This is a genomic window from Taklimakanibacter deserti, assembly GCA_003574785.1.
Window position 1 is genome coordinate 20,175 of record QORU01000016.1, and the last position, 26,217, is coordinate 46,391.

The following is a 26,217-nucleotide window of genomic DNA, read 5'->3' on the forward strand; positions in this document are numbered from 1 at the left end:
AATGGCCGAAATCCCCGATCAGGTGCGCAGCGCCAACTGGCGGGATCTCGGGATACGCACGCTTTCATCCGCCATACTGATTCCGGCCGTGCTGCTCGATGTCTGGCTGGGCGATACCTGGTTTCACCTTCTGGTGGCGCTTCTCGCGGTGATGATGGCGCATGAGTGGACCAACATCGTACATGACCGCAGCTCTTCGCAGTTCGCCCTGCACGCTGCCGCCGGGCTATGCGGAGCGTTCCTTCCGCTCTCGCTCGACTGGCCGGCAGGCCTTCTCGTCATCGCGGTGATCGCCGCCGTGAGCGCGGCATTGGCGGCGGCGCAGAAGCGCAAGCTGCGCCTTTGGGTACTGGCGGGTGTGCCCTATGTCGGGCTGCCGGCGATGGCCTTCGTGATCCTGAGAGGCGAATCGCATGCCGGCATGCTCACCATCATGTGGCTGTTCGCGGTGGTCTGGGCTGCCGACATCTGCGCCTATTTTGCCGGACGCTTGATCGGCGGCCCCAAACTTGCGCCCCTTATATCGCCCAAAAAAACATGGGCCGGGCTTTGGGGAGCGGTCGCGGGCGGGGTGGCGGCAGGAATTGGCGTAGGCTACGCGGCCGGTTCGGCGAATATTGTCATTCTGGCCGTTCTCGGCGGCGTGCTGGCCGTCGTCGAGCAAATGGGCGATCTGTTTGAATCCGCTTTGAAACGCCATTACGGTATCAAGGATTCGGGCCGGCTCATCCCCGGCCATGGCGGCGTTCTCGACCGTGTCGATGGCCTCGTCGCGGCCGCGCTGTTCCTCGCCGTTATTGTCGTCGCAGCGCGACTTTTTGGCAACGGTAACGAACTTTTTGTCCAGTAACCCTAGAGTGCCGAAATGTTGTCGCAATGGCGGGCTTTCGTGGTTAACGAATGTGCAGACCGACGGCTTGACTGGCACGGGCTTTGCGAAAAACAAATCCGGCCGGTGAGTTAGACCGGAATTGACACAGGGAAATCAGTATGGACTTTCTCGCAATCTTTCCGGCAACCATCCTCGCCTATAGCGGCTATATCGCCGCCCTCCTGGTCGCTCTCACCGTCATTGTTTTCATTCATGAATACGGCCACTTCAAAGTCGCGCGCCTGTGCGGGATGAAGGTGGATGTGTTCTCCATCGGCTTCGGGCGCGAGATCTGGGGCTGGAACGATCGCCATGGCACGAGATGGAAGATCGGCTGGCTGCCGGTCGGCGGCTATGTGAAATTCGCCGGTGATCTCAATGTTACGAGCCTGCCCGATGCCAATACGCCGGCGCAGCCGGATGAGTTCCACGGCAAACCCATCTGGCAGCGCGCTCTTGTCGTTCTTGCGGGGCCGGTCGCGAATTTCATTCTCGCCTTCGTCCTCTTTGCCGCCGCTTTCTTCCTCTTGGGTGATCAGGTGCCCGGCCCCAGGATCGGCGAGGTCATTGCCGGCTCGCCGGCGGAGCAGGCCGGCCTCAAGCCGAACGACCTCGTGCTCAAGGTCGATGGCAAGAAAGTACAGGCTTTCAACGATATAGTGCTTGTTGTCCGCGACAGCCCCGGAAAGAGCCTGGTCTTTGATATCGATCGCTCCGGCGAACCGGTTGCCTTGACGATCACCCCGGCTGCGGAAGTCATCGACCGCGAATTCTATGGCAAGTTCACCATCGGCAAAATCGGCGCGGCGGCGAGCCAGGATCCGTCTAATTTCCATGACGTTTCGCTGATGCGCGCCATGCAATTGTCGGCCAATGAGATCAGCCGCATCGTGGAGCTGACGATCAAATATGTCGGCCGCCTGATCGTCGGCCAGGATACGCTGGCTCAGCTCGGCGGCGTCGGCACCATGGCCAAGCTCTCGGGCGATGCCGCATCGAGCGGAATTTTCCCCTATATCGGCATGATCGGCCTGCTGTCCGTGAGTATTGGATTAATTAACCTCTTTCCTATTCCAATGCTCGATGGCGGCCATCTGGTCTTCTATGCAATCGAAGCCATCCGCCGCAAACCGCTGGGGCCGCAGGCTCAGGAATGGAGCTTCAGGATCGGTTTTGTGGTGGTGATTTTCATCATGCTCGTGGGCAATATGAACGATCTGATGCGCGCCGTGCTTGGAAACCTAGCTTATTGAAATAAGGCAAAAAAAGTTCATTTGCATTCGCTATGAAACAGCGTAAAACGGCACCCGGGCGAGGGGATTCTTGAGCGAACGGGCGCTTAGCAGGGGATTGAATACTAGGGAATGCGTTATCAGTCAGTCATCGTCGCAGTTTTTGCGTCTCTGTTGTCGTTTGCGCTCCCGGTCGTAGCACCCCAGGAATTCGCAACCGCCGCTCAAGCTCAAACCGTTGCGCGCGTGATTGTCGAGGGCAATCAGCGCATCGAGACGGAAACAGTCCTTTCCTACATGCAGATTGGTGCGGGCGATGCGTTCGATTCCGAGAAGATCGACGAATCGCTGAAGACCTTGTTCCAGACTGGACTCTTCTCCGATGTCCGCATCTTCCGCCGCGGCAACAATCTTGTTGTAACGGTCGAAGAGAACCCGATGATCAACCGGGTGAACTTCGAGGGCAACAGCGAGGTCAAGGACAAGGATCTCGAAAAGGAAGTCGAGCTCAAGGAACGCACGATGTTCACTCGCGCTAAGGTGCAGAGTGACGTCCAGCGCATCATCGCCGTCTACCGCCGCGCCGGTTTCTATTCGGCCCGCGTCGAGCCCAAGATCATTCGCCTGCCGCAGAACCGGGTCGATCTCATCTATGAGATCACCGAAGGGGCCGAGACCAAGGTCAAGAGCATCACTTTCGTCGGCAACGAAGCCTTCAGCGACAGCGACCTCAGAGGACAGATCACCACGGCCGAGACGGCCTGGTGGAAGTTCCTGTCCACCGCCGACCGCTACGATCCCGACCGGCTCAATTACGATAAGGAATTGCTGCGCCGCTATTATCTGAAGAACGGCTTTGCCGACTTCCGCGTCATTTCCGCCGACGCCGAGCTGGCGCCGGACGGCGAGAGCTTCTACATCACCTTCACCGTCGAAGAAGGTCCGCTCTACACGGTGAACAGTGTCGCCATCAACAAAGGCGACACCAATCTCGATGAAGAGGCCTTGCGCAATGCGGTGAGGCTTACCCCGGGCGAGGACTATGACGCGACCAAGGTCGACAAGTCGGTCGAGAACATCACGATCGAAGCGGGCAAGGCTGGCTATGCTTTCGCCAAGGTTGAACCCGACATCAAGAAGGACGAGCCCAACCGCAAGCTCGACATCACCTACAACATCACCGAGGGCCCGCGGACCTATATCGAGCGCATCGACATCATCGGCAACACCCGCACGCTCGATGAGGTAATCCGCCGTGAATTGCGCCTCTACGAGGGCGATGCCTATAACCGCGTGCTGGTCGAGCGCGGCCGCCGCCGCCTGACCGGTCTCGACTTCTTCGAGAAGATCGACATGCGCGAAGAGCCGGGCTCGGCACCCGACCGGGTGGTCCTGATCGTCGAGGTGGTCGAGAAATCGACCGGCTCGCTCAACCTGACGGCGGGCTACTCGACCTCGGACGGCGTCATCGGCGGCATCAGTATCACGGAGCGCAACCTCCTTGGCCGCGGCCAGAATGTCAGGCTCGACACGCAATTGAGCTGGGACCGGCAGTCGCTCGATTTCGGCTTCACCGAGCCCTATTTCCTCGACATGCCCCTGGCGGCGGGCTTCGACCTCTTCGCCACGCGCTCGAGCGATACCGATACGGCGCGATACAACAGCACGCGCTATGGCGGCGCGCTGCGCACCGGCTTCCGTCTCGATGAATGGCAGGCCTTGAGCTTCAAATACACGCTCTCCCGCCGCGACGTCACTGTCGACGAGGACGAGCGCAATAATGTGTCGCCGGCTATCCTCGACTCCGAGGGCGTCACCTGGAAGTCCTCCATCGCCACCGGCTATGTCTATGACGATCTCGACAGTCCGAGCAGGCCGACCAAGGGCTTCCGCGGCAAGAGCACGCTCGAAATCGCCGGCCTTGGCGGTGATGTCTACTATGCCAGCCTCGATAGCTCGGCCTATTATTTCATGCCGTTGTTCTTCGACGGCGTCATTCTGAAGCTCGAAGCCAATGCCGGCCATATGGAGCCCCTGACCAGCGACGACATTCCGATCCAGGACCGCTTCTTCAAGGGATCCGATACATTCCGCGGCTTCAAGCGCGGCGGTGTCGGCCCGCGCATGAGCAATACCAATGGTGATACCGACGCCATTGGCGGCTATACCTATGCCATCGGCACGGTGGAGACGACCTTCCCGTTGGGCCTTCCGGAAGAGTTCGGACTCGAAGGCGCGGTCTTCTCCGATTTCGGCACGGTCTTCGGAGCGCCTGAGGAAACGATGAAAGCGCAACCCGGAAGCATATGCGAGCCCGGCGGCGATAGCGATGAATGCGAAGTCTTCGATACCATGGCCTTCCGCCTCTCGGTCGGCGCCGGCATCATCTGGCAGTCGCCTTTCGGTCCGCTGCGCGTCGATGTCGCTTATCCCTTGATCAAGACCGATTATGACGAGGAAGAGCTGTTCCGCTTCTCCGTCGGCACTCGTTTCTAGGGCCCTGCCGGGGATGCCGTGAAGCCGTGTGCTAGACGGCGTGTCGGCAAAGCGATACATGTTTCAACGGACGGCGGTTTCATGCCGTCCGTTGTCGTTTGAGGATATACGGCATGGCTGACACCGCGGAACCCAGAACGCTCGCAAGCGCCGACATAGCGCGGATCATGCAGCTTCTGCCGCATCGCTATCCATTCCTGCTGATCGACAGGCTGGTCGAGCTGGACGGCGAGGAATCCGGGGTCGGTATCAAGAATGTCACCATGAACGAGCCGTTCTTCCAGGGCCATTTCCCCGGCCGGCCGGTCATGCCGGGTGTGCTTCTCATCGAATGCATGGCGCAGACGGCAGGAGCGCTCGTTCTTCACCAGCTCGGCGATGAGCATGCCGGCAAGCTGGTTTTCTTCATGTCGATCGACAAGGCCCGCTTCCGCAAGCCGGTGGTGCCGGGCGACACGGTGCGTTTTCCGGTCAGACTCATCCAGCGCCGGCCACCCGTCTGGCGTTATGCCGCTGAGGCTATCGTCGACGGCAAGAAGGTGGCCGAAGCCGAAATCGGCGCCATGCTCATGAATGAGCGTGGGCAATAGCTGCGTCCAGCGACTGCCCGCTTAAGCCAGAAAACCAGTGCGCCGGAGGTCTGACCGTGTTGTCGACGGTCAACAAAGTCGAATGACATGAGTTCGTTATCTCCGCCGTCTAATATTGTAGTCTGAAATACAATAAAGAACCTGCCCTCCGGCGATCCACGAATATTTCATAGTCTGAGCTACAGAAAATCCCTCCGACGGGAAGAGCGCAGCAAGTCCGCCCGTTGAGATCCACAAGCGGGCACTTACCTGTGCACAGAAACAGAATCCCGCTTGCTGGCGATTGGGATTTATTTTGTAGTGTGAGTTACGGAAAAACCTCTCAACCGGCAGAGCGCAGCAGGTCAGCCGTTGAGATCGCGGCCAGGCGGCAAGTATTTTGTAGTCCGAGCTACAGAAAGGGGTCCGATGGCAAGAAAAGGCAGGCCCGCCCGGTTCGATCGCGAAGAGGCGCTTCATCGCGCCATGGAGGTCTTTTGGGCACAGGGCTATGAGGGCACGACGCTCGAGGACCTGCAGGCTGCCATGGGCGGGATCACCCCGCCGAGCTTCTACAACGCCTTCGGCTCGAAGGAGAAGCTGTTCCGCGAGGCGGCCAATCTCTATGCCACGACCATTGGCGACGCCCCCGTGCAGATCCTGCTGCGGGAGGACAAGCCGGTGCGCGCCACCGTCGAAGCGATGCTGCGGCTGACGGTCGAGTCCTTCTCGCAGCCGGACAAGCCGCATGGCTGCCTGCTGGTCCTCGGTGCCGTGAATTGCGCGCCCGCCAACCGGGGTGCGCAGACCTATCTGCAGGCAATCAGACAGCGTGCGCCCAAGGTCATCAGGCACAGGCTGGCGCGGGCGGTCGAAAGGGGCGAGCTCTCTTCAGACCTCGATCTCGATCGCATTGCCGCATTTTACACGACCGTCATCCAGGGCCTCGGCTTCCGCGCCGGCGATGGCGTGCCGCGCGCCGCCTTGCTGGCGGCGGTGGAGGGGGCAATGGCCGCCTGGGAACCCCTTACACGTTAAGCGCGTCCCAGCGAAGTTTTCGCCGATGAGGTTTTGCGCCACAAATCAATAAGATATGTTGGCGCTACTTCCCGCGCTTGCTCATCTGCACATAATCGCGCTGCACGGCCCCGGTATAGAGCTGGCGCGGGCGGCCGATGCGCTGCGAGGGATCCTCGATCATCTCCTTCCATTGGGCGATCCAGCCCACCGTGCGCGCCACCGCGAACAGCACGGTGAACATGCTCATCGGGAAGCCCAGGGCCCTGAGGATGATGCCCGAATAGAAATCGACATTGGGATAGAGCTTGCGCTCGATGAAGTAGCCGTCATTGAGAGCGACCCGCTCGAGCTCGCGCGCCACATCGAGCAGGGGATCGTCCTTGATGCCGAGCTCGCCCAGGACCTCATGCGCCGTCTTCTGCATGATCTTGGCGCGCGGATCGTAGTTCTTGTAGACCCGATGGCCGAAGCCCATCAGCCGGATATGCGAATTCTTGTCCTTCACCTTGGTGATGAAGGAGGGGATATTGTTGGGATCGCCGATCTCTTCCAGCATCTTGAGGGCGGCCTCGTTGGCGCCGCCATGCGCCGGACCCCACAGGCAGGCAATGCCGGCCGCGATACAGGCGAAGGGGTTGGCGCCGGAGGAGCCCGCGAGCCTGACCGTCGAGGTCGAGGCATTCTGCTCATGATCGGCATGCAGGATGAAGATGCGGTCCATGGCGCGCGCCAGGATCGGATTGACCTTGTATTCCTCGCACGGCACCGCGAAGCACATGCGCAGGAAGTTCGCTGCATAGGACAGGTCGTTCTTGGGATAAACGAACGGCTGGCCGATATGGTACTTGTAGGCCATGGCGGCGATTGTCGGCAGCTTCGCGATCATGCGCCTCGACGCGATCTCGCGCTGCTTGGGATCGTTGATGTCGGTCGAGTCGTGATAGAAGGCCGACATCGCGCCGACCACGCCGACCATGACCGCCATCGGATGCGCGTCGCGCCTAAACCCTTGATAGAAGCGGGTCATCTGCTCATGGATCATCGTATGCATGGTGATCGCATGCTCGAATTCACGCCGCTGGGCGGGCGTCGGCAGGTCGCCGTAATAGAGCAGGTAGCAGGTCTCCAGGAAATCGCCATGCTCGGCCAGCTGATCGATCGGATAGCCGCGATAGAGCAGCACGCCTTCATCGCCGTCGATGAAGGTGATGTCGGATTCGCACGCCGCCGTCGAAGTGAAACCCGGATCGTAAGTGAAGATGCCGGCATCGCGATAGAGATGGCCGATATCCACGACATCGGGGCCGAGCGTGCCCTTCTTCACCGGCAGATCGTAAGACTTGTTGTTGAGGGTGAGGGTGGCGGTCTCTTCCTGCGCCACTTCGGTGGGTTTCTTGGCGGCTGCGTTTGTCATGGTTGTGGTCCTGCCATTTTCCGCTGATTTCAGGCAAGTTTATTGCACTGCAGCATGACGGTCAACTTAACTTAAGGCCATCCTCAATACGGTTTAATGACTCTTCCCGGCCCAGCACATCGAGGACATCGAAGATACCAGGAGACGTGCTTGTGCCGGTGAGCACCGCGCGCAACGGTTGCGCCAACTTGCCGAGCTTGGTGCCGGTCGCCTCCGCATGACTTTTCACCGCCGCTTCAAGGCTTTGGGCGTTCCACTCTGCGCCGCTCAGAACCGGCAGAAGCGCTTGCAGCGCCGCGACGCCGCCATCGGCCATGATCTGCCTGGCCTTCTCATCGAGGACGAGCGGGCGCGACGCGAACAGGAAGTGCGAGCTCTTCATCAAATCGAGAAGAGTCTTCGCGCGCTCCTTGAGGCCAGGCATGGCGCGCGTGAGCTTGGCGCGCATCGGCGCATCGATCCGCGCCAGGAGCTCAGGGCCACCCGCGACATGCGGCAGGAAGCCGAGGAAGGCCTGGACCAGCTCATGGTCGGGCGTCGAGCGCATATAATGGCCGTTCAGATTCTCGAGCTTGACGAAGTCGAAGCGCGACGGCGACTTGCCGAGGCCGTCGAAGCCGAACCATGAGATCATCTCATCGGTCGAGAAGATCTCGTCATCGCCATGGCTCCAGCCGAGGCGCGCCAGGTAATTGCGCAGCGCTGCCGGCAGATAGCCCATGGCGCGATAGGCCTCGACGCCGAGGGCGCCGTGGCGTTTCGACAATTTGGCGCCGTCCGGCCCGTGGATCAGCGGCAGGTGCGCCATTTCCGGCACCGCCCAGCCCATTGCCCTGTAGATCTGGATCTGGCGGGCCGCGTTGGTCAGGTGATCGACCCCGCGGATGATATGGGTGACGCCCATGTCGTGATCATCGACGACGACGGAGAGGTTGTAGGTCGGATTGCCGTCGGAGCGCAGGATGATGAGATCGTCGAGTTCCTTGTTCTGGAACACGACGCGGCCCATCACATGGTCGTTGACGACGGTTTCGCCCTCCTGCGGCGCCCTGAAACGGATCGCGGGCTTCACGCCGGCAGGCGCCAAAGCGGGATCGCGGTCGCGCCAGGTGCCGTCGTAGCGCACCGGGCGCTTCTCGGCCTCGGCCTTCTCCCGCATCTTCTGCAGTTCCTCGGGCGTGCAATAGCAGCGATAGGCGTGGCCTTTGGCGAGCAGGATCTCGGCCACCTCGCGGTGACGCGAGGCCCGGGCAAATTGCGACACCGCCTCGCCGTCCCAATCGAGGCCGAGCCAGGTCAGCCCGTCGAGAATGGCCTCGACGGCTTCCGGCGTCGAGCGTTCCCGGTCGGTATCTTCTATGCGCAACAGCATCTTGCCGCCTTGGGCCTTGGCATAGGCCCAGTTGAACAGAGCGGTCCGGCCGCCGCCAATATGCAGGAAGCCGGTGGGCGAGGGGGCAAAACGGGTAACGACGGACGATGACATGGCCGCCTTTCTTGGCAATGATGGGTCAGGGATTGGGCCGGGCTTAGCACAAGGGGAAAGCCGGTCAAAGGGGCGGTGGCGTGGCGGACTGGGTTCAGGGCACGGTCGCTGAGGAGGGCACGGAACGAGCCCCGTGGCGCGACAAGGCGCGGGCCATCCTTGCCGCCCAACGCGGAAACTTCTTCCTCTGGTCGCCCGTCTGGCTGATGGCCGGCATTGCCATCTATTTCGCTCTGCCGCGCGAGCCGCCGCCCTTGGCTTTTGCGGTGATCGCAGCGATCCTGGCGCTCCTCGTCTTCAGCGCCCAGGCAAAACGCAGCGCCGCAGCCCGCATCCTTTTATTGGCGTTGATCGGCTTCTGCCTCATCAAGGCCAGGACCGAATGGGTGTCGGCGCCGATGCTGCGCGCGCCGACCGGGGAGGCGCTGCTCACCGGCGTCGTCGAGGATTTCGAGAGGCGCGGGGCCAAGCGCGCGGTGGCGATCCTGCGCATTGTCGAGCTCACCGGCAAGGGCGTGACCCGCATCCCCGCGCGAGCCCGGGTCACCATGACGGGTGCCACTCCCTTGCGGCCCGGGCAAATGATCACGGCCAAGGCGCAGCTTTTCCCGCTGCCCACCCCTGTGGTGCCGGGCGGCTATGACTATGGCCGCGGCCTGTGGTTCGACGGGATCGGGGCGACGGGCAGGCTCTATGGCGAAGTGGCCATGGCCGGAACGGATCCCTCATGGCGCTTGCGCTTCCGTGCCGGCCTCGAAGCCCTGCGCGAAACGATCGGCGAGCGCATCCGCGCGGTGCTGCCCAGCGGTCGCAGCGGTGTCGCCGAGGCGATGATCACCGGTGAAAGGGGTACCATCCCGCGCGAAGTGAATGACAGCCTCCAGGCGTCGGGCCTCGCCCACATCCTCTCCATTTCGGGCCTTCACATGTCCCTGGTGGCCGGCTTTACCTTCTGGCTGGTGCGCGCCTTACTGGCCCTCTCACCGACGCTGGCGACCCTTTATCCGATCAAGAAATGGGCCGCCATCGCAGGCCTCGCGACGGGCTTCGTCTATATGATGATGGCGAGCGCATCGGTGGCTACGCAGCGCTCCTACATCATGCTGGCTGTGATGTTCATCGCCATTCTCGTCGACCGCCCAGGATTGTCGATGCGCAATCTCGCCATCGCCGCCCTGATCATCCTCATCATCTCTCCCGAAGCCGCTCTCACGGCCAGCCTGCAAATGTCCTTTCTCGCGGTCATGGGACTTCTTGCCTTTTACGAAGTCTGGAGCGGCTGGCTGGCGCGGGGAGAAGGCAACGACCAGGGCGTGATCCATCGCGCCGCGACGTTTATCTGGCGGGCATTCTGCGCGGCGGCTTTCACGAGCCTCGCGGCGGGCGGTATGTCCTCGATCGCTGCGGCCTATCATTTCGGCCGCTTATCCCCTTATGGCCTGATCGCCAATCTTCTGGCTTTGCCGGCGATGTCGGTTGTCATGACAGCCGGCATGACATCGGTGCTCGTCATGCCTTTCGGGCTCGAGACCCTGCCTTTGCATGTGATGGATATGGGCCTCCTTTGGGTTCAGTCCGTATCAGATTGGGTCGTGAGCCTGCCCGGAGCGCAAGGCCGCATACCCGCTTTGCCGCTGGCCCCGGCCTTGCTGCTGACGCTCGCAGGTGTCGTGCTGTGCCTGGCCAAAGGGTTCGTGCGCTTGGTCGCTCTTCCGATCGCCGGCATCGCGCTCTTCGCTGCGACCTTCGTCCACGGACCCGATATCTATGTCGACCCGGAAGCCAAGAATGTCGCGGTCCGCAACGACAGCGGCGATCTCGTCCCGGCGCAGCCGCGCCGCGGCCGCTTTGCGGTCAGCCAATGGCTGCGGGTCGATGGCGACGGCGCAACGCCAACACAAGCGGCACATCGGACAGGCTGGATCTGTGAAGGATCTGTCTGCCGCGCCGCGGTCAGGGGCCAGCGCCTTCTCTATCTCTCCGAAGAGAAGCTCGTCATGACCATACCTTGCGGCGAAGCGGACATCCTCATCGCCGCTTTTCCCTTGCGCGGGCGCTGCCGTTCGGTGCCGCTGCGCATAGACCGCTTCTCGGTGTGGCGCATGGGCGCCCATGCCCTCTATGTCGATGGCGGTGCTGTCCGGGTTGAGACCGCGCGCGGCCTGCAGGGCTTGAGGCCATGGACCATCACTCCTGAGCCGCGTCGCAAGGACACATCGCGTGGCAAGGGCCAAGGTGCTCAGCTGCGGCCATGATGCAGGAACCGTCTTCAAAAGCCACTGCCGCGCTCCGCGATCTGCGCCGGCAGATAGATGTTCTCGACAGCGAGCTCGTGACACTCCTCGCGAAACGCCAGCGTTGCGTCGAGCAGGTCATCGAGATCAAGCGCGCCGAAAAGCTGCCGGCCCGCATACCGGAGCGGATCGAAGAGGTCTTGGCGCGCGTGCGCGAATTGGCTGAGGCGGAGAAGCTCGAGCCCGATCTTGCCGTCGCCTTGTGGCGCGAGATGATCGAGCAGTTCATTGCCTATGAGGAACGCGCGCTCGATCGTTAAGCATGGCGCGGGCAGGTGATGGTTGCATTCCTGCTCCTCCCTCGCGTAAATCTATTCTGATCGCGGGCCGGTGTTGGTTCGCGTCGCGCCTTCAACTCAGTGTCGTTTCGGGAGCGACGATCGCCATGGCCAAAAAACTGTACCAGAGGCTTACCACTGTGTTTGGGCTTGCCGCGGCTTTGAGTGCCTTCGCATCGATTTCGCACGCGGAGGACAAGCTGCTGAAAGAAGCCGTCGAGTTCAACGGAGTGTTCATCTACCTCAACGCCAAGGTGCCGGGGCTGATCTTCGGCGCGGTGCGGAACGGGGAGACGGCATTCGCCGGCTTCGGGGAGACGGCGAAGGGCAGCGGCAAGGAGCCGGATGCCGACTCCATTTTCCGCATCGGGTCGATCAGCAAGGCGTTCTGCGGCAGCGTGCTCACGTCCCTGGTCATCGACGGCAAGGTCGAACTCACCGATCGCCTCCAGGACCGGATGGTCGGTGCCAGCGTGCCGGAGAAGGACGGTCACGCTCTTCGTCTCCTCGATCTTGTTACGCAAACATCGGGCCTGCCGCGCGAGGTGCCGCGTCCCGACGCGCCGCCGGACGATCCGTTCTCGACCAATACAAGGAAAGCGGCGCTCGCCGACCTAAAGAAAGACCCGTTTCTCTTCCCCCCGGGCACGGCCGCGCTCTATTCCAACTACGGGTTCGACCTTCTCGGCTACGCACTCGCCGACATCTCGGGCAAGCCATATGCAGACGTCCTCAGGGAGCGGGTGCTCGACCCGCTCGGCATGAAGGACACCAGCCTCAATCCGCCGGACGAGGCCAAGCCCCGCATCATGCAAGGTCATAATTTCGACGGCAGCCCCATGCCGACGGTGCCATCGCCGGCGAGTATCGGATGCTCCGGCGGCCTCTACACGACCGCCAACGACATGCTCCGTTGGATGCGCTGGCACCTCGACCGTTCGCCCTCGGCCGATAGCGAGGAACGGCTCGTCAACCACGGGGCTTATGTTTACCGCGACGGGCTCACCTCCGTGCTCGGCCTGGACGATGGCGGCCCGATGGGTGCGATGGGCCTCGGCTGGGTCATCACCTTTCCGGACGGCGACCGGCCGCTGATCCTCGAGAAGAGCGGCGGGCTTCAAGGTTTCTTCGCCTATGTCGCGCTTGCGCCCACGCGTGGGGTCGGCGCGTTCTTCGTCATGAACGAGTTCTCGACGGGCGGCTTCACCGCGGCGGTAGAGGCGACGAACGAGTTCGTCACCTCGCTCGCCCCGAGGTGAGATGGATCATCTCGTCCGCTTCGCCAGCTAACTAGGGCTCGTTACTATTGAGTGATATCGGGTGCGCCATAACAGGTAATGCTGGGAAGATCGTCGACGAACAATTCCACTTCGACGAGGCAGGAATTGGCACTGCAACCCTGAGCCAAATTGGACGTGCCGCGATCCTGAGTCAGCAGATTCGGGTTTCCATGCTTGTCCAAACTGCCCGGTGAACCTGGCACCAGTGGATCGTACCAGGCGCCGGTCGAAAGCTGCACAACACCTGGCATCACTTCCGTCGACAGGCGGGCGCCAGCCAGGCAAGCACCACGATCGTTGAACACCCGGACGACCGCTCCGTCGGAGATGCCGCGCAATGCTGCATCCGAAGGATGTATGCGTATCGGCTCGCGGCCCTGTATCTTGGATTCGCGCGAATTGATCCCGTGATCGAGCTGGCTATGAAGCTTCGTTTTGGGCTGATTCGAAAGAAGATGTAGGGTGCGCTTCGCCGTGGGCGCTCCCAGCCACTCTTTCGGCTGCAACCAAACAGGGTGTCCAGGACAGTTCTTGTAGCCGAAACTTGCAATCCGCTCTGAATAGATCTCGATGAGCCCTGAAGGCGTGGACAACGGATTGACCGCGGGGTCGGACCTGAATGCCTCAAGTAGTGGAGGCGAGCTCGCTTCTTCAGGAAGCAATAAGATGCCGTTCAGCCAAAATTCGTCGAAATCAGGCAGCGTCAAGTCGTATCGGGCATTTTCACGTTGTATCGAGTCATATAGGTGACGCAGCCAACCCTCCTCGCTGCGGTTCTCCGTGAAGCGGCTCTCGAGGTTCAATTCGCGCGCCAGGCTTGCGAAAATCCGATGGTCGTCACGGACCTCGCCGGGAGGCTCAACCAACTTATGGGAGGCGATCAGTGCCCGATCTCGCGGGGAGCAAGTGAGATCATTCCGCTCAGCCTGGAGTGTTACGGGTAACACGATGTCGCTATGGCGGGCTAGACCATTCCAGAACATCTCGTGCGCGATGACAGTCTCAGGGTGCTGCCATGCTTTTAGCAACCGATTGAGATCCTGGTTATGATGAAACGGATTGCCGCCAGCCCAATAAATCAGACGAATATCAGGATAGGTCAGTTCCTGACCGTTGTAGTCGCATACGCCGCCCGGGGAAAGCAGCATATCCGCCAGGCGCGCAACCGGGATGAATGTTTCTACCGGGTTATGCCCCTGTGGCAAAGATGGCCACTTGAAGCTCTGCGCAGCGTTCCCGACGCTGTCAACTGAACCGTACCCAAACCCGAAACCGCCTCCCGGCAAACCGATTTGTCCGAGCATCGCGGCCAGCGTGATTAGCATCCAGTAGGGCTGTTCGCCATGTTCGGCCCGTTGGAGCGACCACGACATCGTCAAGAGCGTCCGGCGACTACTCATGCGCCGGGCTATATCCCGAATAGCAGCCGCCGGAACTGCGCAGATTGGCGAAGCCCATTCTGGCGTCTTGGCCGGTTGGTTGCCCTCACCCATCACGTAAGCGCGGAAGGCCGGAAAGCCAACGGTGTAGCGTTCCAGAAACGTCACGTCGTGTCTATCCTCGGCGATCAGGACGTGGGCTATTGCCAGCATGAGGGCAACATCGGTCGTCGGCCTGATCGGCAACCAAGCTACGTTGCTCGCCGGATCCGTATCGTCGCGGATAGGACTTACAGACAGGACGTCGATCCCCGACTGCCGCAGACGCTCTACATTCTCAGTGAGGCCGTGTCGACGAAGCCCTCCAGCATTGATTTGTGCGTTCTTGCTCGAGAGACCGCCGAACGCGATGATGAGCTCGGAATGCTTGGCTATGGTCTGCCACGTCGTCAGTTCCGTGAACAAACCACGATGGTCTCCTATCACGTGAGGAAGAACGACTTCCGCCGCGCCAAAACTGTAACTGTTCACGGAGCGGGTATAGCCGCCTATGATATTGAGAAAGCGATGGACCTGACTTTGGGCATGGTGAAACCGGCCCGCACTCGCCCACCCGTATGAGCCTCCGAAGATCGCAGAGTTCCCGTGGGCGAAGCGTACCCGATCGAGCTCCTTGGCGACCAAGGCAATTGCTTCCGGCCAACCGACCGCGACGAACGGGTCACGGCCACGAAGCTCACCACCAGCCTTGTGTCCTTTCTCGAGAAAGGATGATCTGACCATCGGTCGCAAAATTCGGGCCGGACTGTGCATCGTATCGATAATTGAACGTGCGATTGGGGACGGCGCCGGATCACCTTCGAATGGACCCAGCCCCACCAACTCGCTACCCTCAAATTCCGCGACATATGCGCCCCAGTGCGTCGACAGGATCCTTCGTTTTGGTAAGGGAAACAAACTCGCCTCCAGCAAGCCTCAAACTTTGATTGCCAGTCAGGGCTGATATGTTAGACCGCCATCTTATCGACAAACTGGCAGCTACGCGCTTGTGAGTCCACGCCCTAACTAGCCGCAGATCTTCTTCAGGCTGGCCCAGTCCGCATCCGTAAGCACGGGTCGCGCCGCCGTGCCTTGGGGCAAGGGCTTGATGGCATCGATGCGCTCTCGGGTTACAGGATGCGTCGACATCATGTCGCTCACCGTGCCGAAGATGCCGCCGGATGAGCCCCGGTCGCCTTCGAGCTTCATCATCCGTTCGAAGAACCGCTTCAGCCCGAGGGGATCGATGGCTACCTTTTTCAGCTGGTCCAGCGCGAAACTGTCGGCCTCGCGCTCGGCATCACGCGAGTAGCGCAGGATCGCCAGGAGACCGGCCAGCCCGCCGATATCGCCACCACCGCCGGAGGCGACCTTGAGCAGGAGCTCGATGCCCAGGGCCCGCACCATCTGGGCCTCGGCATGGCGGTGATAGACATGGCCCATCTCATGGGCAAGGACACCCGCCACCTCTTCCGGCGCCTCGGCGGTCTCGATCAGCTTCCGGGTGAGGACGATGCGGTCGCCCGGCAGCGCGAAGGCGTTCACAATGTCGATATCATAGACTTTGAGCTCGAAAAGGGGCGCTTCGGGATCGCCTTGGGCGACCCTGCTGGCCAGGTCCGCCAAGGCCATGTTGCTCGTGCTCGTGGCGCAAAGCTTGGCGCCGCCCGCCAGTGTCGCCTCGACCTGGTCGCCCAGCGTGTGGCGCCAGCTCTCGGGCAGGACGAAGGCGAGCGTTTGCGGCGCATAGGACAGGGTCAGATAAAGGATGCCCGCCGTGAGAAGGGCGCAAGTCCCGATGATCGCCACCCAACGGCCGGTCTTCCTGACATTGAGTCCGCCGGCAAGATGCGGTGCTCGCCCGACCAGCTCACGCACGAAGGCTTGGTCGGTGATGACGAGGCGAGCGCCAGGGGCACCGTCATGGCCGAGCCGCGCGGGGCGGCCCGCTTCGATGGGGGATATGGCGACAAGGCCTGAAAGCGACCAGACGCGCCGTGACACTTCGATGCCCTCGATCGCCAGCCCCTCCGGCGCGAGCTCGGCCGAGACGGCATGATCGCGGGCGATTTCGCCGTCGAAGAAGCGGGCATCGACACGCATGCTCAAATCCAGCTCACGTCGAAGGCGTCCGCAAGTCCCTCACCGGTCCGTCCGACGGCCTCGCGCGACTGCATGATCTCATTGACATTCACTATGCCAAGGACGCTGAGCCGGTTGCAGAAATAGCGCACCAGCCGCTGCTGGGCGAAAGGCGTCGCGATGCCGAGCGTGAAGACCATGAGCAGGATATTGCCGAGGATGAGCCATATGAGGCTGCCGCCCGTCGCGTCGAGCTGGAAGCGCGCCAGGTCGAGCGTCGTGTAGGAGGCGAAGATCGACATTTCACGCGCCACATAGAAGGCCCAGATCACGTAATAGACGATCCAGAACAGCAGGAGGCCGATGAGCATGCCGATGACCATGATGAGGCCCATGAAATCGCGGCTGGTGTCGGTACCGGTGCGCTCGGTAGCGAAGACCTCGTTGAACATCCCATAGAAGGCGAAGCCCAGAATACCCGCCAGGATGATCAGGGCGAAGAGGCTGATCACCCAGCACACGGCATAAGGACCATAAAGCGGTCCGGCCCGTCCCTTGAACCGGAACGGCATGCTGCCGAAACGCATGTCGCCCGTCATGCGCTCCTGCAGGTTGAGGTTCATGGCCGGGGTCGACCAGCCAAGCGTTATGCCGCGCAGCAGCGTTGCCCCGAAATAGAGGAGGCTGTAGCTCAAGGATGAGCCGACGAGCGCTCCCCTTATGCCCCGCCACAGGGTCCGCGAGAGCTGGTACCGGCGGGCCCGGTAGAGCGCCATGCCCCAGAAGACGAGGATGAAAACCACAGCGGCGAGTTGAACGAGAACGAGAGCCACCTCTGCTCCAGGCGTGAGCTGCAGGACAATGACAACCACGAGCAACGGCAAAATGAACAGGCCGAAGACGATGAGGAAGCCAAGGAACAATTCGATCCCCCGGCCGGTATATTCGAGGGGCTCGCCATTGATATGGACACAACTCCAGATATGCCGCCGGACGTTGGTCTTGGCCCAGAAGCGATAGACCGACAACGTCAGCACGAACAAAAGGGCATTGAGGAGGGCGATCTGCCCCAGGCCCGGTTTATCTATATATTCGATGGAGATAGGGGTCCCGCCGTCTGACCCTTGCGTGCCAAATGTCCGAAAAGCCATGAGAATCGCACCGTCCTTGCAAATCAGGGTTGTAATCTAGGGGCAATTAGGGGTCATTTCACAGGATATCGCAAAGTGTAGGTTACAGAATGTTGCAGAAATGTCACAAGCCGAGCTTTTGTTAAGGACGGCACAGAGCCTGCCACAATCAACCTTCCATCTGCCCAAATTTGCAAATAACCCTGTCGAAGGGAGCTGCCGGACTGGGAAGCGGCAGCCCCGGAATGGGACAAGGCCCCTTACAAAAGGCCAGCGAACGGACAGAGAATGGACGCAAAAAGCATAGCAAAAACAAGGCTTCCCAGCCGCCATGTGACCGAAGGGCCCGAGCGCGCGCCGCACCGCTCTTACTATTACGCAATGGGCCTTTCACAGGCCCAGATCCACCAGCCCTTCGTGGGCGTGGCCTCCTGCTGGAACGAGGCGGCTCCCTGCAACATCGCCCTGATGCGCCAGGCCCAGGCGGTGAAACGGGGGGTTGCGGCCGCCAATGGGACACCGCGGGAGTTCTGCACCATCACGGTGACCGACGGCATCGCCATGGGGCACCAGGGCATGAAGGCGTCCCTCGTCTCGCGCGAGTGCATTGCCGACTCGGTCGAGCTGACGATGCGCGGCCATTGCTATGACGCGCTGGTGGGCCTGGCCGGCTGCGACAAGTCTTTGCCGGGCATGATGATGGCCATGGTCCGGCTCAATGTGCCCTCGGTCTTCATCTATGGCGGATCGATCCTGCCGGGCACCTTCAAGGGCAGGCCGGTGACCATCCAGGACGTCTTCGAGGCGGTTGGCATGCATTCGGTCGGCCGGATGAGCACCGAGGACCTCGAAGAGCTGGAGCAGGTCGCCTGTCCTTCCGCCGGCTCCTGCGGCGCCCAATTCACCGCCAACACGATGGCGACGGTCGCCGAGGCCATCGGCCTCGCTCTGCCTTATTCCTGCGGGGCGCCGGCGCCTTACGAGCTCCGCGACACCTTCTGCTTCGCCTCGGGCGAGAAGGTCATGGAGCTCATCGCCCGCAATATCCGCCCGCGCGATATCGTGACCCTGAAGGCGCTCGAGAATGCGGCGACCGTGGTGGCTGCCTCCGGCGGCTCGACCAATGCCGCCCTGCATTTGCCGGCCATCGCGCATGAATGCGGCATCAAATTCGATCTCTTTGACGTGGCTGCGATTTTCAAGCGCACGCCCTATATCGCCGACCTCAAGCCCGGTGGCCGCTATGTCGCCAAGGACATGTTCGAGGCGGGCGGCATACCGCTGCTCATGAAGACGCTGCTCGATCATGGATTTCTGCACGGCGATTGCCTCACCGTCACGGGTGCTACGATTGCCGAGAACATGGCCAAGGTGAAGTGGAATCCGGACCAGGACGTGGTCCGGCCCGCCGACCGGCCGATCACCCCGACCGGCGGCGTCGTCGGTCTCAAGGGCAATCTCGCCCCCGAAGGCGCGATCGTCAAAGTGGCGGGCATGAAGAACCTGAAATTCTCCGGCCCCGCTCGCTGTTTCGATACCGAAGAAGCCTGTTTCGAGGCGGTGAAGAACCGGCAATACAAGGAAGGCGAGGTGCTGGTCATCCGCTATGAGGGGCCGCGCGGCGGCCCCGGCATGCGCGAGATGCTGGCGACGACCGCTGCCCTGTACGGCCAGGGCATGGGCGACAAGGTGGCGCTCATCACCGATGGCCGCTTTTCCGGCGCGACGCGCGGCTTCTGCATCGGCCATGTCGGGCCCGAGGCGCAACTCGGCGGTCCGATCGGCCTCCTCAAGGATGGCGACATCATCACCATCGATGCCGAGGCCGGAAGCCTCGATACAAATGTCACAGTTGCGGAGCTTTCTCGCCGTAAAAAGGACTGGAAGCCGCGCGAGCATGGCTATGAAGCCGGCGCGCTATGGAAATATGCGCAGCAGGTTGGTCCTGCCGTGGGCGGCGCAGTGACCCATCCCGGAGGATCACACGAAGGTGTCTGCTACGCCGATATATGATCGGCGCGCGAGTATGTTGGCGCGTGGAGTAGTTGCGACGGTCGCGGTCATTGCCGCCTGTTTCGCAGGCTTCTCCGATTCCGCGCGCGCCGCGGACGACGACTGGACCTCCGATTTCTACTCCTACCTGCCGGCGGCGCCCGATATCAAGGCGCCCGATCTCGACTTCATTCCGTTCTGGACGGACGACCTCAAGAAGGCGAAGCGCGCCTACAAGGACGGCGACTTCGACAAGGCGCGTAAATTTTTCGAACGCGCCTCCGACGACAACAACATCGTGGCCGACTGGTATCTGGGCCACATGTACCGCCTGGGGCGCGGCGTCCAGCGCGACGATGCCAAAGCCTTTTCCTATTATGGGCGCGTCGCCGACGCCTTCGATTCCGAGGAGAGCGACCAGAACCGGCTCCGCATCATGGTCGATGCGCTGGTGCGCGTCGCCGACTACTATCGCACCGGCAGCAAGGCGGCAGGCGTGCCGCAGAATTTCGACCGGGCAAGCCGCATCTACCGTCTCGCCGCGACTTACGGCCATCCGGCCTCGCAATATGCCTTAGGGCTCATGGCGATGAAGGGCCAGGGCATGCGCAAGCAACCGGAGCAGGGCCTGCGCTGGCTGCTGGCGGCGGCGAAGAAGCGCTATGCGCCGGCGGAAGCGGCCCTTGGCGATCTCTATTGGAAGGGCGAGATCGTGCGGCGCGACCGCACCCGCGCCATCATGTGGTATCTCCTGGCGCGCTCGACGACGCGCCCTGGCGAGCGGCCCGAGATCTACGACCGCCTCGACAAGATGCTGTCCGAGACCAGCGAGGCCGAGAGGCTCGAGGCGGAAGCGCGCGCCACCGTCTGGGCGGATCAGTATCCGGCCGACGACGAGGCGAACCAGCAGCCGGAATAGGAAGGCGTTTGGCTAAGCCATGAACTCAGCCACCACGGGCACGTGGTCCGAGGGCTTCTCCCAGGCGCGCACGTGCTTGTCGATGCGCGTCGACTTGAGCCGGTCGGCGGCTTGCGGCGACAGCAGCATGTGATCGATGCGGATGCCGTTGTCGCGGCGGCGCGCGATGTCCTGATAGTCCCAGAAGGTGTAGATGCCGGGGTCCGGATTGAGCGTCCTGACCGCTTCGGTGAAACCGAGATTGATCAGCTCACGGAATTTCGCCCGGGTCGGCGGCAGGAACAGGGCATCGTTCACCCATACTTGCGGATTCTTGGCATCGATCGCATTCGGGATGACATTGTAGTCGCCGGCGAGGACGACGGGCTCCTCGAGCGCGAGCAGGGTTCGCGCATGGGCGATGAGCCGCTCCATCCAGGCGAGCTTGTAGGCATATTTCTCGCTTGCCACGGGATTGCCGTTCGGCAGGTAGATCGAGGCGAAGCGGATGCCGGAGACGACCGCTTCGATATAGCGGGCCTGCTCGTCGCCGTCATCGCCTGGAAGCCGCATCTTGACCTCGTCGAACGGACGCTTCGACAGGATGGCGACGCCATTATAGGTCTTCTGGCCATGGACGGCGACATTGTAGCCCAAATCCTCGAAAGCCTGGCGCGGGAAGGCCTGGTCCTCGCATTTGAGCTCCTGGAAGCCGACCACGTCGGGCGAGGCCTCCTTGAGCCAGGCGACGATGGTTTCAAGCCGCGCCTTGGCGCTATTCACATTCCAGGTTGCGATCTGCATGTCATCCACACGAAAGAAGGACGCCGCCGTTTCCGGCAAGCTTTATAGATACCGCGACTGACATTCACTAGCCCAAATGATGGCCACGGTCTGTCAGGAGGCTGACGCCTATGCGCTCGCCTGATCGAGTTGCTCGATGTCTTGCGCACCGAGATCGAGCTCGGTCGCCTTGATCAGATCCTGGAGCTGATCGACGCTGGTGGCGCTGGCGATCGGCGCGACGATCCCCGGCCGTCCAATCAGCCAGGCGATGGCGACCTCGGCCGGCTTGGCATTGCGCGCCTTCGCGACGGCATCGAGGGCTGCGAGGATGCGCAGGCCGCGCTCGTTGAGATACTTGTCCATCTCGTCGCCGCGCGCGGCGCTCCTGGTAAAGTCCGCGGGGCTGCGGTACTTGCCCGACAGGAATCCGCGAGCCAGCGAGAAATAGCTGGTGACGCCGATCTCGTTCGCGCGGCAGAAGGCTTCGAGCTCGGCCTCGTAGCCCGAGCGGTCATAGAGATTGTAATGGGTCTGCAGATTCTCGAAGCGCGGCCAGTGATGCTTGGCGCTGATGCTGAGCGCCTTGCGCATGGTCTCCGCCGAGTGGTTGGAATTGCCGATCACCCGCACTTTGCCGGCCTTGACCAGGTCCGCGTAAACCCCGAGCGTCTCTTCGACGTCCACCGCAGGATCTTCCCAATGGGACAGATAGAGATCGATGTAATCGGTCTGCAGGCGCTTCAACGAGGCCTCGACCGCGGTCTCGATATAGCGGCGCGACAAGCCTTTCTTGCCGGGACCCATTTCCGAGCCGACCTTGGTGGTCAGCACGATGGCGGACCGGTTGCCGCGGGCTTTCATCCACTTGCCGATGATCGTTTCCGATTCGCCACCCTGATTGCCGGGCTTCCAGGCCGAATAGACATCCGCCGTGTCGATCAGGTTGAAGCCTTTTGCCGCGAAGGCATCGAGGACGGCGAAGGAAGCTTTCTCGTCGGCGCTCCAGCCGAAAACATTGCCGCCGAGGCCGAGGGGCGCCACCTTGAGATCCGATCGGCCGATCACACGCTTTTTCATCTTGTCTCTCCAAAAGTCGCCGCGACCATAGACCGGGCGGGCGCCGGCCGGAACAGAGAAGGGCTTTCTTTTGAAAAAAGGGAGGGAGGGAGTCAGATCGAGAAGCTGGTGCCACAGCCGCAGGACATCGTCGCCTGCGGATTGTTGACCTTAAAACTCTGGCCGATAAGGTCGTCGACGAAATCGATCTCGGAGCCGCCCATATAGACGAGCGAGACGGAATCGATCAGAACGGTGGCGCCGTCCCTCTCGATCACCAGATCGTCATCCGCGCGTTGGGAGTCGAGCTTGAAATCATACTGGAAACCGGAACAGCCGCCGCCCTCGACCGCAACCCGCAAGGCGGTAGCACCCGGCTCTGCGGCCACGATATCCTTGATGCGGCTCGCGGCGCGTGAGGTTATGGAAACCGTATCCGTCATGGTCACATATGTCGTGCGCCGGGCGCTTCTTGTCAACCCGGGGGTCTGAGCCATGCGGGCACCCTACGCCTCGGATCCGGCCAAGAGCCGCGGCCGCCTGACGCCCGAGCCGGAAGCGCCGCCGCGCACGCCCTTCGAACGCGACCGCGACCGCATCATCCATTCATCGGCCTTCCGCCGGCTCAAGCACAAGACCCAGGTCTTCGTCTATCACGAGGGCGATCACTACCGCACCCGTCTCACCCACTCGATCGAGGTGGCGCAGATCGCCCGCTCCATCGCCCGCGCCCTCAGGCTGGACGAGGACCTGACGGAAGCCCTGGCTCTGGGGCATGACCTTGGCCACACGCCTTTCGGTCATGCCGGCGAGCGCGAGCTCGACCGGCTGATGCGCGATCATGGCGGCTTCGACCACAATGCCCAGAGCCTGCGCATCGTGACCCGGCTCGAACGCCGCTACGCCGCCTTCGACGGCCTCAATCTGACCTGGGAAACGCTGGAAGGCCTGGTGAAGCACAATGGTCCGCTCATCGACGGGGAGGGCCATGCGCTCGGTCCTTATCGCGAGACCGGGCTGCCGGCCGCCATCATCGACTATGCCGAGGCGCATGACCTGATGCTTGCCTCCTTCGCCTCGGCCGAGGCCCAGGCGGCGGCCATCGCCGACGATATCGCCTATAACGCCCATGACATCGACGACGGCCTCAGGGCCGGGCTGTTCGACGTGATCGATCTGGGTGACGACCCCTTGGTCGGTGCAGCACTCGCCCAGGTGCTGAAAGCCTATCCGAAACTCGAGCGCCCGCGCATGATCCATGAGACGGTGCGCCGGCTGATCTCGGCCATGGTCAACGACGTGCTCGCCGAGAGCGGCAAGCAGTTGAAGGCGTTCAAGCCGACCTCGGTCGAGGAGGTCCGCGCGCTTCGCATGCCGGTGATCAGCTTCAGCGCCCAGATGAAAGAGAAGAATCGCGTCCTGCAGGCCTTCCTCTCGCATCGCATGTACCGCCATGAGCGGGTACTCGCCATCATGGAGCGCGCCCAGCGCGTCATCAGCGACCTCTTCGAGGCCTATATGGCGAAGCCCGAGCTCATGCCCTCGGACTGGCGCGAAGAATCCTTCACCGACGACAGGAGCCGCTTCGCCCGCCAGGTCTGCGATTTCATCGCCGGCATGACCGATCGCTACGCGCTCGACCAGCACAAGAAGCTGTTCGATCTCGATCCGCTGTTCAGGTGAAACCTTCAGGGGTGGCGCGGCGACCCGATCTCCATTAGATTACTCTACGAGAGGTGCGCGGGAGGGTCATCCATGGCCGACATCGTGCTCATCAACCCGAAATTCGAGATCTCCTTCTGGGGCCTGGAGCACGCGTTGCCGTTGCTCGGCAAGCGCGCCAACATGCCGGTCGCCGCCTTGCCGCTCCTCGCGGCGCTGACGCCCGAGCCGCACCGGATCACGCTGATCGACGAGAATGTCGAGGCGATCGATTTCGAGCGCTGCGCCAGGGCCGACATCGTCGCGCTGACCGGGATGATCGTGCAGCGCCACCGCATGCGCGACATCCTGAGCGAGCTCAAGCGGCGCAAGGCCTATACGGTGGTCGGCGGCCCATGGGTTTCGGTCAAGGAGGATTATTTCGGCGATCTTGTCGACGTGATCTTCGTCGGCGAGGCGGAGGAGACATGGCCTGAATTCCTGAAGGATTGGGAGCAGGGGACCGTCAAGAAGCGCTATGAGCAGGCCGAGAAGACCGATCTGAGCAAGGTCCCGGTGCCGCGTCTCGAACTTCTCAAGATGAACCGCTATGCCTTCGGCTCGGTCCAGTTCTCGCGCGGCTGCCCGTTCACCTGCGAATTCTGCGACATCATCGTCATCTTCGGCAGGCGGCCGCGCCTCAAGACATCGGCGCAAGTCATCGCCGAGCTCGACGCCCTGCGCGCCCAGAAGCTGGCGCTGGTCTTCATCGTCGACGACAACCTCATCGGCAACAAGAAGGCGATCAAGGACATCCTCACCAGCGTGATCGACTGGCAGCGCCAGCATGGCTATCCCCTGATGTTCGTCACCGAAGCCTCGATCGATCTCGCCGACGACGAGGAACTGATGCAGCTCATGGTCGAGGCCAATATCGGCGCCGTCTTCGTCGGCATCGAGACGCCCAACGAGGAGTCGCTGAAGGAAGCCAAGAAGCTGCAGAACCTGAGGAAGGGCGGCAGTCTCGCCGACAAGGTGCGGCGTATCCAGGATCGCGGCATGGAAGTATGGGCCGGCATGATCTTAGGCTTCGACAATGACGACGAGAATATCTTTTCGGCGCAGGAGCGGTTCCTGCGCGAGGCGCGCATATCGACCGCGATGGTCGGCATGCTGTCGGCCATTCCACGCACGCCGCTCTATGACCGGCTCAAGCAGGCAGGACGGCTCGATGAGAATGACGACCCCGCGCACGGCACCAATGTGCTGCCGGTCAATATGAGCCGCGCGGCCTTGAGCGAAGGCTATGTGAGGCTGATGGCCGGCCTTTATGAGCCCACGGCCTATTTCGACCGGGTCGACGACCTCTATCGCGACGGCGGCATCGTCATCGACCGCGCCTGGCAGAATTATGCGGTGAGCCACCCTTGGGCGCATCGCGCGCATCAGGCGCGGCTTTGGCTCGAATCGCTGGGCCTCTTCCTGCGAGTCCTCGCCAAGGTGCCCGACCGGTCGCTGCGCCGGGTCTACCGCCGGCGCTTCTGGTCGTTCTTCAGGGCGCGGCCGGAGCCTTCGGTCCTGCGTATCTATGCGCTCAAATGCGCCATCCACTGGCACATGCACAAATTCATCCGCCGGCTGATGACGACCGAGAAGCCGCTGGTGAATACCTATTGATCGAAGCTTTTACCGCGGGCAGGGGAAGCCCGGCGCGATCTTGCACTTCTTCGGTGGCCGCGGGCGATACGGCGGGCGTGGACGATAGGGCTTGTGCGGACACCAATGCGGCGGACGATAGTAATGCCCGGGTCCGATATAGATCTCGGGCCGCAGCACGATGACGCTCGTCGGATCCTCGCCGCGCGCCAGATAGCTGGACGACACCCAGCCGTGCAAGCCCCGCCCGTGCACCAGACACCAGCCGCTTTGGCAGTCGATGACATCGACGCCGCTGTTGGCGGGCAGCGTTCCGATCCGATCATATTGGGTACCAGGTCCGGTGCGCACATTGAGATCGGTCGCCGTATAGGCTTCCGCTGCAAAGGCGGTGTTTGCCGCCAGGAGTCCAAGACCGAACGCCAAGGCGGCGAGCGATGATTTCAGATTGAAGAAACGCATGATTGCCCTCCGGAATCGCTATCGTGATTTGGCTATCATGTGGCCTTCGAATGGTCACGATAATCAGGCACTTAGAAGCGAACTCTTTCCCTTCATCGTAAATGACGAAGCGTCACTATCGGCTTCCGGCGTTTGACGCGCCGTGAGCCATCCGGT

At 61.9% G+C, this 26,217-nt stretch carries 21 protein-coding genes; 12 read left to right on the forward strand and 9 right to left on the reverse strand.

The window, feature by feature from the left end; all coding sequences use genetic code 11:
* Position 1 precedes the first annotated feature (1 nt).
* From DS839_RS28390 to DS839_RS28410, 5 genes are all read left to right on the forward strand, one after another.
* Positions 2-850: a phosphatidate cytidylyltransferase gene (locus DS839_RS28390; protein ID WP_119273889.1), complete on the forward strand. Its 849-nt coding sequence runs from the start codon at positions 2-4 to the stop codon at positions 848-850.
* A gap of 140 nt (positions 851-990) precedes the next feature.
* A complete protein-coding gene (gene rseP, locus DS839_RS28395; RefSeq protein ID WP_119273890.1) occupies positions 991-2,124 on the forward strand; it encodes an RIP metalloprotease RseP in 1,134 nt (377 codons plus the stop codon).
* A gap of 111 nt (positions 2,125-2,235) precedes the next feature.
* Positions 2,236-4,599: an outer membrane protein assembly factor BamA gene (gene bamA / locus DS839_RS28400; RefSeq protein WP_119273891.1), complete on the forward strand. Its 2,364-nt coding sequence runs from the start codon at positions 2,236-2,238 to the stop codon at positions 4,597-4,599.
* A gap of 113 nt (positions 4,600-4,712) precedes the next feature.
* Positions 4,713-5,189: a 3-hydroxyacyl-ACP dehydratase FabZ gene (gene fabZ, locus DS839_RS28405; RefSeq protein WP_119273892.1), complete on the forward strand. Its 477-nt coding sequence runs from the start codon at positions 4,713-4,715 to the stop codon at positions 5,187-5,189.
* Positions 5,190-5,597: 408 nt separating this feature from the next.
* Positions 5,598-6,206 carry a TetR/AcrR family transcriptional regulator gene (locus tag DS839_RS28410; protein WP_119273893.1) on the forward strand — a complete coding sequence of 203 codons (609 nt, stop codon included), beginning with the start codon at positions 5,598-5,600 and terminating at the stop codon, positions 6,204-6,206.
* Positions 6,207-6,270: 64 nt separating this feature from the next.
* Here the strand turns inward: DS839_RS28410 and gltA are convergent, their stop codons facing one another.
* Together gltA and gltX are read right to left on the reverse strand one after the other, a co-directional pair.
* Entirely contained in the window at positions 6,271-7,602 is a 1,332-nt protein-coding gene (gene gltA, locus DS839_RS28415; protein WP_119273894.1) for a citrate synthase, read from the reverse strand.
* Positions 7,603-7,663: 61 nt separating this feature from the next.
* Positions 7,664-9,088, reverse strand: a complete 1,425-nt coding sequence (gltX, locus tag DS839_RS28420; protein WP_119273895.1) for a glutamate--tRNA ligase — start codon at positions 9,086-9,088, stop codon at positions 7,664-7,666.
* A gap of 80 nt (positions 9,089-9,168) precedes the next feature.
* On the opposite strand from gltX, the gene DS839_RS28425 reads away from it, so the two are divergent.
* The 3 genes from DS839_RS28425 to ampH all read left to right on the forward strand — a co-directional run bounded on the left by DS839_RS28425 (position 9,169) and on the right by ampH (position 12,919).
* Positions 9,169-11,343: a ComEC/Rec2 family competence protein gene (locus tag DS839_RS28425; protein WP_119273896.1), complete on the forward strand. Its 2,175-nt coding sequence runs from the start codon at positions 9,169-9,171 to the stop codon at positions 11,341-11,343.
* Positions 11,340-11,642, forward strand: coding sequence for a chorismate mutase (locus DS839_RS28430; RefSeq protein ID WP_368911971.1), 303 nt, complete (start codon positions 11,340-11,342; stop codon positions 11,640-11,642). The genes DS839_RS28425 and DS839_RS28430 overlap by 4 nt, the downstream gene beginning before the upstream one ends.
* 125 nt (positions 11,643-11,767) lie before the next feature.
* Positions 11,768-12,919 carry a D-alanyl-D-alanine-carboxypeptidase/endopeptidase AmpH gene (gene ampH / locus DS839_RS28435; protein ID WP_119273897.1) on the forward strand — a complete coding sequence of 384 codons (1,152 nt, stop codon included), beginning with the start codon at positions 11,768-11,770 and terminating at the stop codon, positions 12,917-12,919.
* Between the two features lie 44 nt (positions 12,920-12,963).
* Here ampH and DS839_RS28440 read toward each other — a convergent pair whose 3' ends face one another.
* The 3 genes from DS839_RS28440 to DS839_RS28450 all read right to left on the reverse strand — a co-directional run bounded on the left by DS839_RS28440 (position 12,964) and on the right by DS839_RS28450 (position 17,591).
* Complete coding sequence (locus tag DS839_RS28440; protein ID WP_368911972.1) at positions 12,964-15,291, reverse strand: molybdopterin-dependent oxidoreductase; 2,328 nt, start codon at positions 15,289-15,291, stop codon at positions 12,964-12,966.
* A 93-nt stretch (positions 15,292-15,384) separates the two neighbouring features.
* A complete protein-coding gene (locus tag DS839_RS28445) occupies positions 15,385-16,461 on the reverse strand; it encodes a M48 family metallopeptidase (RefSeq protein ID WP_119273898.1) in 1,077 nt (358 codons plus the stop codon).
* Between the two features lie 2 nt (positions 16,462-16,463).
* The gene (locus tag DS839_RS28450; RefSeq protein WP_119273899.1) at positions 16,464-17,591 is read right to left on the reverse strand and encodes a YjgN family protein; all 1,128 of its coding nucleotides are present in this window, start codon (positions 17,589-17,591) and stop codon (positions 16,464-16,466) included.
* Between the two features lie 267 nt (positions 17,592-17,858).
* On the opposite strand from DS839_RS28450, the gene ilvD reads away from it, so the two are divergent.
* Positions 17,859-19,583: a dihydroxy-acid dehydratase gene (gene ilvD, locus DS839_RS28455; RefSeq protein ID WP_119273900.1), complete on the forward strand. Its 1,725-nt coding sequence runs from the start codon at positions 17,859-17,861 to the stop codon at positions 19,581-19,583.
* A gap of 13 nt (positions 19,584-19,596) precedes the next feature.
* Entirely contained in the window at positions 19,597-20,481 is an 885-nt protein-coding gene (locus DS839_RS28460; protein WP_119273901.1) for a tetratricopeptide repeat protein, read from the forward strand.
* Between the two features lie 12 nt (positions 20,482-20,493).
* Here the strand turns inward: DS839_RS28460 and xth are convergent, their stop codons facing one another.
* The 3 genes from xth to erpA all read right to left on the reverse strand — a co-directional run bounded on the left by xth (position 20,494) and on the right by erpA (position 22,745).
* Positions 20,494-21,264: an exodeoxyribonuclease III gene (xth, locus tag DS839_RS28465; RefSeq protein WP_119273902.1), complete on the reverse strand. Its 771-nt coding sequence runs from the start codon at positions 21,262-21,264 to the stop codon at positions 20,494-20,496.
* Positions 21,265-21,372: 108 nt separating this feature from the next.
* Complete coding sequence (locus DS839_RS28470; RefSeq protein ID WP_119273903.1) at positions 21,373-22,323, reverse strand: aldo/keto reductase; 951 nt, start codon at positions 22,321-22,323, stop codon at positions 21,373-21,375.
* A 92-nt stretch (positions 22,324-22,415) separates the two neighbouring features.
* Positions 22,416-22,745, reverse strand: a complete 330-nt coding sequence (gene erpA, locus DS839_RS28475; RefSeq protein WP_119273904.1) for an iron-sulfur cluster insertion protein ErpA — start codon at positions 22,743-22,745, stop codon at positions 22,416-22,418.
* Positions 22,746-22,797: 52 nt separating this feature from the next.
* On the opposite strand from erpA, the gene DS839_RS28480 reads away from it, so the two are divergent.
* Together DS839_RS28480 and DS839_RS28485 are read left to right on the forward strand one after the other, a co-directional pair.
* On the forward strand, positions 22,798-23,985 hold the full coding sequence (locus DS839_RS28480) for a deoxyguanosinetriphosphate triphosphohydrolase (RefSeq protein WP_119273905.1): 1,188 nt from the start codon (positions 22,798-22,800) through the stop codon (positions 23,983-23,985).
* 72 nt (positions 23,986-24,057) lie between these two features.
* Entirely contained in the window at positions 24,058-25,620 is a 1,563-nt protein-coding gene (locus DS839_RS28485; RefSeq protein WP_119273906.1) for a B12-binding domain-containing radical SAM protein, read from the forward strand.
* Positions 25,621-25,629: 9 nt separating this feature from the next.
* Here the strand turns inward: DS839_RS28485 and DS839_RS28490 are convergent, their stop codons facing one another.
* A complete protein-coding gene (locus tag DS839_RS28490; protein ID WP_119273907.1) occupies positions 25,630-26,061 on the reverse strand; it encodes an SH3 domain-containing protein in 432 nt (143 codons plus the stop codon).
* Positions 26,062-26,217 lie beyond the last annotated feature (156 nt).